The organism is Janthinobacterium sp. SUN118 (genome assembly GCF_030397695.1).
Taxonomy (GTDB): Bacteria; Pseudomonadota; Gammaproteobacteria; order Burkholderiales; family Burkholderiaceae_D; genus Janthinobacterium.
On the sequence record NZ_JAPUBV010000002.1, the window covers coordinates 437,722 to 450,316 of the forward strand.

Below are 12,595 nucleotides of genomic sequence, written 5' to 3' on the forward strand. Positions count from 1 at the left end.
CGTTTTTCAGGCGATCGCTTAAATGCGGATGCGGATGACCTTGCGCATCCAGACCACGCCCAGCGCCACCATGCCGGCCGCATACCACAGCAATTTGATGCCGCTGGGGTCGGTCCACAGCAGGCTGATGTACTGCGGGTTGACCAGCGCCATGACGCCGATCATCACCACCGGCATCAGCCCCAGCACCCAGGCCGACATGCGGCCCTCGGCCGACAGCACGCGCACCTGGCCCAGCAACTTTAGGCGGGCGCGGATGATGCGGGCGATGCTGACCAGCACTTCGGCCAGATTCCCCCCCGATTCGCGCTGCACCAGCACGGCGATGACGAGGTAGCGCAAGTCCGTCAGCGGGATGCGCGCGGCCAGGTTTTGCAACGCCTCGTTCATCGGCACGCCGTAATTGATCTCCTCGTGCGCCATCTTGAATTCGCCGCTGATCGGCTCGTTCAACTCGTCGCCCACCATTTGCAGCACATTGGAAAACGAGTGGCCGGCGCGCAGCGCGCGGGCGAGGAAATCGGCCGCCTCCGGCAACTGCGCCTCGATCTTTTGCAGCCGCGCCGCGCGCGCGCGCAGCACGACCATGACCGGTCCGCCGCCGGCCACGCCCAGCAACAGCAAGGCGCCCGGCAACGGCATGGGCCAGGCGGCCAGCAGCAGCAAGGCCGCCAGCAGCACGGCACCCGTGCCGCCGAGAAATTGCGCCACCGACCAGGACAGGCCCGATTGCAGCAGCAGCCGGTCCAGCTGCGCCGCCTGCGGCGCGCGCCGCAGCAGCCGGTCCAGGCCCGGCGCGCGCGCATAGCGGCGCTGCTTGAGGATGGACACCCGTTCGCCGCCCGCCTCGCCGCGCGCCGCCATCAGGCGCAGGCGCCGGTTGATGCGCCGCGCCGCGCTGCCGTGCGTGCCCGACCACCACAGCCAGGCCCCCTCCACCATCAGGATGCAGGCGGCGAACAGCAGCACGGCAAAGCCGTAGAACACCAGGTCCATGCTGCCTCCTATTCGTAGATGCGGTCCGGATCGAACACCGTGTCCGGCACGGGCGCGCCGAACATGCGCAGGCGCTCCGTGAAGCGGGGCCGCACGCCGGTGGCGCAGAAGTGGCCGAGCACCTTGCCGCCGGCATCGACGCCCGTCTGCTCGAAGCGGAAGATTTCGTGCATGGCGATGATGTCGCCTTCCATGCCCGTCACTTCCTGCAGGCTGACCAGCTTGCGCGCACCATCCGTCAGGCGCGACACCTGCATCACCACCGTCACGGCCGAACAGATCTGCTGGCGCGTGGCGCGCGGCGTCAGGTTCACGCTGGCCATGCCGACCATGTTTTCCAGCCGCGCCAGCGCGTCGCGCGCCGTGTTCGAGTGGATCGTCGCCAGCGAGCCTTCGTGGCCCGTGTTCATCGCCTGCAGCATGTCGAGCGCCTCGGCGCCGCGCACCTCGCCGAGGATGATACGGTCGGGCCGCATGCGCAGCGCATTGCGCACCAGCGCGCGCTGGCTCACTTCGCCCTTGCCCTCGATATTCGGCGGCCGCGTTTCCAGGCGCACCACGTGCGGCTGGCGCAGCGCCAGTTCGGCCGCATCCTCGATGGTGACGATGCGCTCGCTGCCGGGTATGAAGCCGGACAGCACGTTGAGCAGCGTCGTCTTGCCGCTGCCCGTGCCGCCCGAGATCAGGATATTCACCTTGGCCTGGCCCAGCGCCTGCAGCACCTGCACCATGGGCGGCGTCAGGCTTTTGTAGTCGAGCAGGTTGGCGATCGTCAGCGGCTGCACGGCGAAGCGCCGGATCGACAGGATGGGACCATCGACGGCCAGCGGCGGGATGATGGCGTTCACGCGCGAACCGTCGGGCAGGCGCGCGTCGACCATCGGGCTCGATTCGTCGACGCGCCGGCCCACGCGCGAGACGATCTTTTCGATGATCTTCATCAGGTGCGCATTGTCGTGGAAGGTCACGTCCGTCAGCTGCAGGCGCCCGCCCCGCTCGACATACACCTTGTCGCAGGTGTTGACGAGGATATCGGAGACGCTGGCATCGGCCAGCAGCGGTTCCAGCGGACCAAAGCCGAGCATCTCGTGCTGGATGTCGAGCACCAGGCTATGCCGCTCGTGCTGGTTGAGGACGATGCGCTCTTCCTCGATGACGCGCTGCACCAGCAGCGCCAGCTCGTGCTTGAACTGCTCGGCCGTCAGGCGCTTCAGGCGCTCCAGGTCGATACGGTCGAGTATCGTCTGGTGCATGGTCTTCTTCAGCTCCTGGTACGCATGCAGCGCCAGTGCCCCCTGTCCATTGCTGACCGGCCGTGTCTGTTCATTCGCCGCCAGGCGTTCGCGTAAAGTCATCTCGGCTCCCATGATGGCTCCCGGCGGGAGCCTTTGCTGCTGTGTGCTGCGTCAAATTTCGCTGCGCTCGCCACGGCTGAACAGGCGGTCGAACAGGCCGCGGCTTTCCGTCACGCGGCGCGCCGTCACCAGTTCCACCAGCTCGGCCAGGCTGCGCGCCACGGCGCTGGTGCGCGACAGCTGCAGCAGCGGGATGCCCTGGTTGACGGAATCGGTGGCCGCGATGTAATCGTTGGGCACCGTGTGCACCACTTCCGCGCCCAGCGCCTGCTCCAGGTCCGCCAGGCGCAGGCGGCCGCCCTTCTCGTAGCGGTTGACGATCAGGCGCAGACGCTCGCCCGGGTAGCCGAGCGAACGGAAGATGTCGAGCAGGCGGCGTCCGTCGCGGATATCGGGCAAGGCCAGCTGCAGCACCGGGTAGATGGCGTCTGCATTGTCGAGCGCGCGCAGCGACAGCGCGTCGATCTGGCGTCCCACGTCGAGCACGATGTAGTCGTAGTGCTGGCGCGCCACGGCGAGGATGCGGTCCATGTGGTCGGGCTGCATGTCGACCTTGTGCGCCGGGTCGTCGGCCGCGGCCAGCACGCCGAAGTTCGGCGTCACGTGCACCAGGCACGAGGCGAGAAAGGCGCCATCCATGCGCGCGATCTGCGCGCAGATGTCGGACAGGGTCATGGCCGGCTTCTGGTCCGACACATACAGGGTGGCGTCGCCGAACTGGCCGTGCAGGTCGATCAGCAGCACCTTGCAGCCGGCCATCGTCGCCAGCGCGTAGGAAAAATTCGTCGACAGGAAGGTGGCGCCGCTGCCGCCCTTGCAGGAAATGAAGGCGAGTACCTTGCCGTCGCGCATCTGCGTCACGCCGGCCTGGATATCGACGCGGTCCATCGCTTCATGGAAGGCCTTGTGCACGAGCGGCAGCTGCAGCACTTCGCGCATGCCGGCGCGCATGGCGCGGATCAGCACATCCTGCTGCTGGCCGCGCGTGAGCAGCATCAGCACGGCCAGCGGATACTGGCGCGCCAGGCGCTCCAGCAAGTCCGCCTCGTCGGTCTCGATGGCGCTGGCGTCGACGATCACCAGCTCGGGCGGCTCGGGCAGCATGCGCTCGACGGCGTCGCGCAGGCCGCTGCGCCGTTCCAGCAGGCGCAGCACGGGCATGCGGGCCGCGCCCTGCGCCGCGATTTCATCGTGCAAGCTGGCGTCGCGGGTAATCATCAAGGCTTTCATCACACATCCTTCATTTCAGTGCAACACGATCGGCTGCGCCCGCCTGGCGGCGCTCAAGGACAAAAATTCGGATTGCCCGGATAACCGAGCGATTCGGCCACCGCCATGGTGCTGCCCGTGGGCAGGCGCACGGCCTGCGCGCCGGTGGGAAACATCATCCCCAGCAGCGGCAACATGGGCCGGTACGGCACGCCCTCGCAGCGCGCGCCCTGGGCCGGCACGCACAGGCGCGCGCGCACGAAACGGATGCAGCTGGCGCCATGCGGATCGTCCAGGCAATTGATGCGGTTGCGCTGCGGACAGCCGGGCATCGCGCTCACCGGCAGCGCCGCCAGCGCCGCGCCGCCGCCCGACTCCGACAGGTAATCGATGCGCACATAGGCGTCGCTGATGGCGCCGCCCAGCGGCAGCGCGCCCGGCGTGGCGCGCAGCACGGCTTGCGCGCGCACGGCCTGCAGCGCGCCGGCATTGCTGAAATCGGTGACGGCGGCGCCGCGCGCGGCGCGCCGCGTGACCTCGTGCACCATGTTCCACAAATACACGGCGCGCGCCATTTCCAGCAGCGCAAACAGGAACAGGAAGAACAGCAGCGCCAGCATGGCGAACTCGACGACGAAAACGCCGTGCTGGCGCGGCAGGCGGCGCAGGCGGTCAATTAACATAGCGCATCGTCACATTGGCGCGCAGCGGTATCGGCCCCAACTGCGGCAGCCACTTGCGCGTCAGCTCAGGCAGGAACACCATGGGCATGTCCACGGTGACATTCAGGCGCACCTGCTGCGGCGCCGTCGCATGGTTGCCGCAACTGGAAAGCTCCTCGAAATACACGCAATCGACGCTGACTCGCGTCGATTCCATCTCGGGCCAGCTTTCCGCCATCGCCTCGACCACCATCTGCCGCGCAAACGCGGCGCCCTGGGCCGCCGAGCCGTTCTTGGCCATCTGCGGCAGCGGCATGGTGGCCATGTAGCGCGCCGCGTCGTGCACGCTTTTTTGCAGGGCCGTGTAGGTCAGCAGCGCGCGGCCGAACAGCAGCATGAAGGGCAGCAGCCCCATGAAAAACAGCAGGATCAGCGCCAGTTCGATGGCCGCCACGCCACGCTGGCGGCGCGCCGTGCGGTACGGCGGCCTCATCGCAGCAACTCCACGGGACCGGCCAGCGTGCCTTCGGGCGCCAGGCCGGCGAATTCGGCGCTCAGCATGCCATTGCTGGCCGGCGCCGTCATGTAGAAGCGGCCGATGCCGCGCACCTGGGCCAGCACGTCGCTGCCGGCCGGCACGGGGCAGGCCAGCAGGGCGATATGCAGCAAGCGCCGCAGCGCCACGCCCGTGTTCACCGTCGGCGCCGTCTGGAAGGCCGGCGTCAGGTATGGCGATTTATCGGCCGGATACGAGGACTTGGCGGCCGGCGCGGCCGACGCGGCCGGATACAGCGCCGCCCAGTTGCTGGTGGCCAGCGCGAAATGGCCATCGGCCGGCCGCTCGGCGTTGTAACCCCACGCCCTGCCGAACGACCACAGCGGCCCGTAGCTGGCCGCCGTCGGCAGCGGCACGCTGGTTTCGGGATCGGCCACGGACAGCAGCGGGTTACCGCCGCTGAGGGCGCTGGGCGCGTCGGGCGCATTCGTCATCCACCAGTTCGCGGCCGTGTTCGGATAGGCGCGGATATTCGTGTCGGGCGGCGCCGTGACGGGGTGGCAGCCACCGCCCGCGTACTGGTTGAAGCGCGCATTGAAGGCCGGCCACAGCGCAGCGGGAAATGGCCGGTGCACATGCATGCGCGCGCTGCCGATGCGCGGGTACAGCACGCTGCCCGTGCAAACGAATGGCTGCACGGCGGCCTCGCTCACCTGCGCCGACGGGCCCACCAGCCCCGGCTGGCCAAGCGGATTGAGCACGAAGTGTTCGGCCGCCGGGCCGTGCGGGTTGAGCTTGAACAAGTTATATGCGACGCCACGGCGGAAGCCGAACTCGAGCACTTCCACCAGCGGCTGCAGCGCCACGTTCGTGCGGTTGGCCGCCGCGCTGGCCGACAGCGCGCAGATGGCCAGCGGCGCCACGCGCAGGCTGGTGCGGCCCGCCACGGCGCGCGCGCCCGTGTCCAGCGTGCGCAGGGCCGGCGACCAGGCGCCCAGGAAGGCCGTCGCCACGTGACCCAGCGGCGGCACGTTGGCCTGCGTATCGATGCGCACGAACAGGGCCGCGCCGGGGTCCGGCACGGCGCCGGCCGCATGCCACTCGCCGTCCGGCGCATCGACCGCGCTGGCGAAGCGGATGCTGGCGTCCGACAGGACCACGCCCTGCATGCGGCGGCGGTACATATTCTTCTCGGCCGCGCTGGCCTTGGCTTTCGTCACGGCATTGGCCAGGCCGGCGGGCGTGCCTTCCAGTTCGGCGGCCGCCGCCAGCGCCGCATTGTCAGCCAGGTTCTGCAGTTCCGTCTTGCGGCCGATGACTTGCCCCACGTCGAGCGCCAGGCCGATAAAGCCCAGCACCACGATGAGCAGGATGGAAAAGGCGATCAGCATCGCCCCGCGCTGGCGTCGGCGTCTATTTGCCACTGCCGCCTCCCAGCATGAACTGCACCGGCTGCGGCGCCTGGCCATTCGGCTCGGCAAACGAGGCGCGGTAGCGCTGCATGACGGCATGCGCGCTGGGACCGTCGAGCCCGTCGGCCGGCCGGCGATTGGCGGCGGCGGCCGGATGACGCACCTGTTGCGCCATGGACAGGCGCACGGCGTCGCCAAAGCGCTGGTCCAGCAGCGGCGTGCTGCTGTGCGCGCAGGCGGCCAGCAGCAGCGCCAGGGCCGGCACCGCCAGGCGCCGCGAGCACGTCAGGAGCGAGTTCGGCATGGCATATCTCCCCGTCTCATTTCAACTCGAAACCATGGGCCGCGCGCGGCGGCGGCACGGCGGGCGATGCAGGCGATGGCGGCGGCACGGGGCCTTCCATCTTGCCGCCCAACATCAGGGTCGCGCGTGACGGCGGCGCCAGCTGCGCCGTCGGCAGGACGGCGTCCGCCGGCAAGGGTTTCACCAGGTGCGCGGTAATGACGAACAGCAGTTCCGTGCGGTCATGCTGGAAGTCCGTGCTGCGAAACAGCGCGCCGAGGATGGGCAGCTCGCTGAGCCACGGCACGCCCGTGATATTGCTCACCTGGTTGTTCTTGATGAGGCCGCCGATGGCGTAGCTCTGGCCATCGAACAGCTGCACCGTGGTCGAGGCGCGCCGCGTCGTGATGACGGGCAGGATCGAGCGTCCGCTGACGCCGGCGGCGGAAATGCCCACGCCTTCGCGCGACAGTTCCGACACTTCCGGCGCCACCTTTAGATTGATGCGCCCGCCCGACAGCACGGTGGGCGTGAAGCGCAGGCCGACGCCGTATTCGCGCTCTTCCAGCGTGATCTTGTTGTTGTCCTGGCCGACGGGAATGAAGATCTTGCCGCCCGCCAGGAAACTGCCCTCCTGGCCGCTGATCGCCATCACCGTCGGCTCGGCCAGGATGCGCACCAGGCCATCCTGCTTCTGCGCCTCGATCGTCAGCTGCTGGCCGTTCGACTTGCGCACGTCGAGCAAGCCGTTGGCCGTGCCGCTGAGGAAATTCGACAGCAAGGTGGTCGCCCAGCTGCCCGAGGCGAAGCGCAGGGTGGCGCCCACTTCCAGGCGCTCGAGCAGGGACTTCGACACTTCGGCGATCTGCACGGCCAGCATCACCTGCTGCGGCGCGCTGACGTCGAGCATGTTGATGATGCGGCTGTTCGGCGTGGCGCCGCCGCCGGCGGCCACGGCCGGCGGCGGCATGGCGGCGCCGTCGGCCGGCTTGGGCAGCGCCAGCGGCGCGGTAGTGCGCCGCACATAGGCGTGCGCCAGTTCCACGGCGCGCAGCACGGCGCCCGCATCCTGCACCGTGCCAGACAGCACCAGGCTATCGGCCACGGCCGTGACGCGGATGGACTTTTCGTCCGACATCAGCGCGGCCAGGGTCGCCTGCAGGCCGGCCGGATCCATGCTGACGCTGACGTTGACGACGCTGCACACGCCGCTCTTGCCCTGGATGATCATATTGGTGCTGCCGACGTCGACGCCCACCACATACAAGGTGTCGGGCGCCACCAGCATGGCTTGCACGACGGCCGGGTTGCCGACGCTGCGGGCAAGCACGGCTTCCGGCAGGCGCAGCATGCTCGACTTGCCCACCTGCAGCTGCAAGTTGCCGGGCGACGCCGCCTCGCCGCCGCAGCGGGGACCAGGCTCGGCCGCCGCGCCGGCGAGCGGCGGCAGCAGGCAGCAAAAGAGGAGCAAGGCGCGGTTCATGAGCGTGTCCATGGTTGGCTAAAAACATTCGCGCGACTGGCGCGTACCGTCGATGACGCCGCTGCACTGGCGCGCCGGCTCCGGCCGCGCCTTCGCCACGCGCACCGGGCGCGGCGCCACGGCGGCCACGGGCACGGCGGCGGGCGCCGGCGCGGCAGCCGCTTCCGGCGCGCCGCCCAGCAGAGTCAGCTTGGTGGCGCCCGCCGTCACGCCCGGCTGCGGGTCGACCTGGTTGCGCAGCACCAGCGACAGGCTGCCCACGCTGCGCGCCAGGTCCAGGTTTTCCGCCTGTTCCGGCGTCACTTCCAGGGTCACGGCATTGACCACGCGCGGCTTGGTCTCGTCGCGCCCCACTTCCTGCGCCACGGCCAGCACGAGGATGCGTTCGAGCACGATCTTGGAGATATTGCGGCTCTGCGGAAACGCGCGGTCGCCCGCATCCTGCTGCGTACTGACGATGATGTCGACATAGTTGCCCGGCAGGGCGAAGCCGGCCACGCCGATAACGTCGTTGACGCGCACGGTGATGGCGCGCCGCCCTTCCGTGATCAGGGCCGACAGGCCGCCCAGGGTGCCCACGGGCGCCAGCTTGGCTTCGCTCAGCGGCTCGCCGCGCAGCACGCTGCTTTTCAGCACGCGCCCGGCCAGCTTCAAGGGGTCTTGCAGCGCCCCTTGCGGCAAGCTTTCCGCCGGCCATTCGGCCAGACGCAGCATCTCGGGCGACAAACGCTGGCCCAGGTTGACGTCGCTGGCGGCGACGACGATCTTGCCCTTGCCGGCCGGCGTCTGGCGCAGCAGCCAGTGCGAGGCCAGCAGCACCGCCAGCAAGCCCAGCACGATCGCCAGGCCCATCATCAGCAGGGCGCGCCGGTTTTTCATGCGATGCGCTCGCACAGGCTGGCGGCCGGCATGTCGCAGCTGGCAAACAGGCTGCCCCAGGCTTGCTCCAGCGCCGCCACCGTCAACTGCGCTTCGCTGCCGGCAAAGCCGGCGAAGTCGGCTATGCGCGCCAGCAATTCGCAGGGGTAGCTGGCCAGCAGCGGCCGCCCCTGCGCGCCATGCAGCTGCTGCATCAGGTGCTGCAGCACCAGCTCGTCAAACGCGATGCCCGCCACCCGGCATTGCTGGCGGAACAGGGCGCGATAGGCGCCGTCGGCCAGCGGCCCCACCTGCACCTTGTAGCCGATGCGGCGCAGCAAGGCGGCATCCAACAGCTCGCCCGGCGGCAAGTTGGTGACCAGCACGAGGGCATTGTCGAAGGGCACGCTGATCTTCACGCCGCCAGGCAAGCCCAGCTGATCGACGCCGCGCGCCAGCGGCTGCATCAGCCGCGTCAGCAGGTCCGCTGCGGCCAGGCGCTGGCGCCCCAGGTCGTCGACGATCAGCATGCCATTGTTGGCGCGCACATGGGGCGGCGCCTGATAGCAGCCGCCGCTGGCGTCGTAACCAAGCTCGAGCATCTCGGCGTCGAGCTCGGCGCCCACGTGGATCACGGGCCGCTGGCACAGCACCCAGCGGATGTCCGTGCTGCGCCGCTCCAGCGCCTGGCGCGCATGGCTGACATGCTGCGCCGCCGGCGGCAGGTGCTGCGCCGGGTCGTACACCTGGAGGATGTCCTGGCCGACGACGATGGCGTACGGCACGGCCACCAGGCCATGCAGCAATTGCCCCAGCTGCAGCGCCAGCGTCGACTTGCCGCTGCCGGGCGGCCCGTACAGCAGCAGCGAGCGCCCCGAATGCAGGGCCGCGCCCACCACGTCGAGCATGCCCGGTCCCGCATGGGCGCCGCCCAGCACGGCCGCCAGGTCGTCGCTGCCCACACGCAACTCCTGCGCCTGCCACGACTGGCGCGCCACCATGGCGCGGTAGGCGTCCAGCGTGACGGGCGCGGCGCCGATGTAGGCACAGCGTTCGAGAAAGGCGCTGGCGCGCTGCTTGCCGGCACTCGTCAGCTGATACTGCACGTCGATATCGGACTCGCCGCGCCACGCCACTTCCGCCCACTGTTCACCGACCATGAAGTCGAGCACTTCGCGCAAGACATTGATCGACAGGCGCAGCCGCGTCGTCAGCGCGGACAGGTGCGTCTTGCCGCCCACGAACATGCACTTGGCTATCAGTTCGACCACCAGCTGGCGCTCGAGTCCCGTTTCGCGCAGGCTTTTCGGCTGCGGCGGCAAGGGCGGCATCAGGTTCGCGTCGGCAGGGCGCGGCGCGCTCTCGGTGCTCATGGAATAGTCGACCTCGGTCATGCTGCATCTCCACGCCGGTTAAGACTGCATTGAACAGATTTCATTCTAGCCAGCGGAGGCTGGCGCCCATTGATCAAGAGCAATGAATACCACTCAGAAATAACTGCGTCCCTGCACGGCCAGGCTGCCCAGGGCGATGGCCAGGCCATAGGGCATGTTGCCCACGCTGGCATGGCTGTCGAACGGGATGGGCGCCAGCGGGATGCCGGCCGTGCGCGCGATCATCGGCCACAGCAGCTGACGCAGGTTGCGCAGGCAGGCGCGCCACTTGCCCTGGTACGTGATCATCAGCACGGCCATCAGGCCGCCCAGCACGAACGTGGCAAAGCAGATTTGCAGGGCCGGCCATGGACCGACGAAGGTGCCCACCATGGCGATCAGCTTGACGTCGCCGGCGGCCATGCCGCGCAGCACGTACAACGGCAGGAACAGGAAGAAGCCCGTCGCCATGCCGCCCAGCACCAGTTGCGGCACGCGGTGCGGCCACAGCCACAAATGCAGGACCAGCGCGGCGAGCATGCCCGACAGCACCAGCCAGTTCGGAATCTTGCGTTGGATCAAATCACTGACGGCGGCCCCCGTCACGAACAGCAGCAACAGCAGGTCGCACAGGGCATACGCTGGCATGGCATACCTCCTGAAAAAAACCCGCCGCTGGCCGGCCAGCGGCGGGCACCCGCTTAGGGCGTCAACACCAGGTTCGACGAAATATCGGTGAGGACAGCCAGCAAGTTAGTCTTGATCAGCAAGAAACCGGCGGTGATGGCTGTCGCCATCAACGCCGCAATCAGGCCGTATTCGATTGCCGTAATCCCGTCCTCATCTTTGACAAATTGCTGCACTGCCGACAGGAAGGTATGCATGACAAGCTCCCAAAAGTGAATCACAAGTCCCTGGCGCAATCGGGTGTGAAACATTGCCCTTTCCTGCTAATATGTTTCCTGCCGTAAATTTCTGCGCCATTAGAGTAACTATAAAGCGCACGCATTTTGGCAAATTGACGCACCACAAGTTTCCATGTGGAAATTATCAAATGGCGCCTGTATCGGCGCGGATCTTGATAAATATTGCGACGGGGATCAGCAACCGTCGTCAAAGCAAGTTTTTTACAACGCCATGCAGCAATCTCATGAATTTGCATGAAATATTGCATACGTTAATTGCCTATTAGGCAAAAAGACATTATCCTGCTTAGCTCTTCTTTGGAAAGGCCGATCGCCCGGCAGCGACTGACGACAAGAGGCGCGACACTGCGACGTCGAGCCAAGTTGATTGTTGGTTATTGCGCAGCGTGTCATGCCGCCAAATAAACTAGGCTTCTTGTAGACGGACGCGAATTGCTTGACGCAATGTTGGTATGAAGAATCTTGTGTGATTACTTTCCAGAGAACGACAATGGATTCCCTACTGAAACACATGGTGGACATGACAGGGCACCGCGATCACACGATGCTCGACATCTCCGTGATCTCGGCCGTCCAGGAACTCGCTTCCGCGTCGCAGACCCGTGTGCTGGCACTGACCACCGTGCGTGGCCAGGTGTTCGTGCGGTCGCGGGCCATCATCGTGGCGGGCAGCGTTGCCCGCATGGAAGAGCATAACGATCCCACCCTGCCCGGCGAACCGCTGTCCGACTACCCGGCCCTGGCCGCCTGCATCGCGCGCCACGAGGCCAGCGCCGACACCCTGTGCGCCGATGGCCGCCACCTGCTGTGGCTGCCCATCTGGATCGGCGACCAGGTCACCACCTGCCTGGAAATCACCAATCCCACGCCATACACGGGCGCCACCATCCAGGTGATCGGCGGCATCGTCAGCGTCTACCGCAATTTCCAGAACCTGCTCGACTACAGCGAGCGCGATTCGCTCACCGGTTTGCTCAATCGCAAGACCTTCGACGACCAGCTGGCGAAAATCCTGCAAAGCCGCGGCGAGCCGGAATCGGACAAGCCGCTGCCCGTCGATGCGGAGCGGCGCCACCACACGGATACGGAGCGGCAATGGCTGGCCGTGATCGACGTCGACCACTTCAAACTGGTCAACGACAAGTTCGGCCACCTGTACGGCGATGAAGTGCTGATCCTGATCGCCAACCAGCTGCAATCGTCGTTCCGCTCGCAAGACCGCATCTTCCGTTTCGGCGGCGAGGAATTCGTCGTGCTGCTGCGCTCGATCACGCTGGAAAATGCGCAGAAAATCATCGACCGCTTCCGCACCAACGTCGAGGCGCACGACTTCCCGCAAGTGGGCAGGGTCACCGTCAGCGTGGGCTTCGTCAGCATCAGCGCCTTCGAGGCACCCGTCATCATCCTCGGCCGCGCCGACCAGGCCCTGTATTACGCCAAGAGCCATGGCCGCAACCTGGCCTGCCACTATGACGAATTGGTGGCCAAGGGCATGTTGACCACGGTGACCTCGAACGATACGGCGGAATTCTTTTAATTAGG

The 12,595-nt window shown here is 67.2% G+C and carries 13 protein-coding genes; 1 reads left to right on the plus strand and 12 read right to left on the minus strand.

Going from position 1 to position 12,595, the window contains the following annotated elements; genetic code table 11:
- Positions 1–18: 18 nt before the first annotated feature.
- The 12 genes from O0880_RS17635 to O0880_RS17690 form a co-directional block, all read right to left on the minus strand.
- The gene (locus O0880_RS17635) at positions 19–996 is read right to left on the minus strand and encodes a type II secretion system F family protein (protein ID WP_289887803.1); all 978 of its coding nucleotides are present in this window, start codon (positions 994–996) and stop codon (positions 19–21) included.
- Positions 997–1,004: 8 nt separating this feature from the next.
- Complete coding sequence (locus O0880_RS17640; protein WP_289887804.1) at positions 1,005–2,351, minus strand: CpaF family protein; 1,347 nt, start codon at positions 2,349–2,351, stop codon at positions 1,005–1,007.
- Positions 2,352–2,402: 51 nt separating this feature from the next.
- Positions 2,403–3,581 carry an AAA family ATPase gene (locus tag O0880_RS17645; RefSeq protein ID WP_071325769.1) on the minus strand — a complete coding sequence of 393 codons (1,179 nt, stop codon included), beginning with the start codon at positions 3,579–3,581 and terminating at the stop codon, positions 2,403–2,405.
- Positions 3,582–3,634: 53 nt separating this feature from the next.
- Complete coding sequence (locus O0880_RS17650) at positions 3,635–4,243, minus strand: TadE/TadG family type IV pilus assembly protein (RefSeq protein WP_289887806.1); 609 nt, start codon at positions 4,241–4,243, stop codon at positions 3,635–3,637.
- A complete protein-coding gene (locus tag O0880_RS17655; RefSeq protein ID WP_071325771.1) occupies positions 4,233–4,715 on the minus strand; it encodes a TadE/TadG family type IV pilus assembly protein in 483 nt (160 codons plus the stop codon). Before O0880_RS17655 ends, O0880_RS17650 begins: the two co-directional genes overlap by 11 nt.
- Positions 4,712–6,142, minus strand: a complete 1,431-nt coding sequence (locus tag O0880_RS17660) for a pilus assembly protein TadG-related protein (protein WP_198043834.1) — start codon at positions 6,140–6,142, stop codon at positions 4,712–4,714. Before O0880_RS17660 ends, O0880_RS17655 begins: the two co-directional genes overlap by 4 nt.
- Positions 6,132–6,434: a hypothetical protein gene (locus tag O0880_RS17665; protein ID WP_289887807.1), complete on the minus strand. Its 303-nt coding sequence runs from the start codon at positions 6,432–6,434 to the stop codon at positions 6,132–6,134. The genes O0880_RS17660 and O0880_RS17665 overlap by 11 nt, the downstream gene beginning before the upstream one ends.
- Positions 6,435–6,450: 16 nt before the next feature.
- On the minus strand, positions 6,451–7,896 hold the full coding sequence (locus tag O0880_RS17670; RefSeq protein ID WP_289887808.1) for a type II and III secretion system protein family protein: 1,446 nt from the start codon (positions 7,894–7,896) through the stop codon (positions 6,451–6,453).
- 18 nt (positions 7,897–7,914) lie between these two features.
- Positions 7,915–8,775 carry a Flp pilus assembly protein CpaB gene (gene cpaB / locus O0880_RS17675; RefSeq protein ID WP_289887809.1) on the minus strand — a complete coding sequence of 287 codons (861 nt, stop codon included), beginning with the start codon at positions 8,773–8,775 and terminating at the stop codon, positions 7,915–7,917.
- Entirely contained in the window at positions 8,772–10,148 is a 1,377-nt protein-coding gene (locus O0880_RS17680) for an ATP-binding protein (RefSeq protein WP_289887812.1), read from the minus strand. The genes cpaB and O0880_RS17680 overlap by 4 nt, the downstream gene beginning before the upstream one ends.
- Positions 10,149–10,241: 93 nt before the next feature.
- Positions 10,242–10,775 (minus strand): A24 family peptidase, encoded by a 534-nt coding sequence (locus O0880_RS17685; RefSeq protein ID WP_289887814.1) that lies wholly within the window; start codon positions 10,773–10,775, stop codon positions 10,242–10,244.
- 53 nt (positions 10,776–10,828) lie between these two features.
- Positions 10,829–11,011: a Flp family type IVb pilin gene (locus O0880_RS17690; RefSeq protein WP_034752975.1), complete on the minus strand. Its 183-nt coding sequence runs from the start codon at positions 11,009–11,011 to the stop codon at positions 10,829–10,831.
- A 532-nt stretch (positions 11,012–11,543) separates the two neighbouring features.
- Here O0880_RS17690 and O0880_RS17695 point away from each other — a divergent pair.
- On the plus strand, positions 11,544–12,590 hold the full coding sequence (locus O0880_RS17695) for a GGDEF domain-containing protein (protein ID WP_071325776.1): 1,047 nt from the start codon (positions 11,544–11,546) through the stop codon (positions 12,588–12,590).
- Positions 12,591–12,595: the final 5 nt, after the last annotated feature.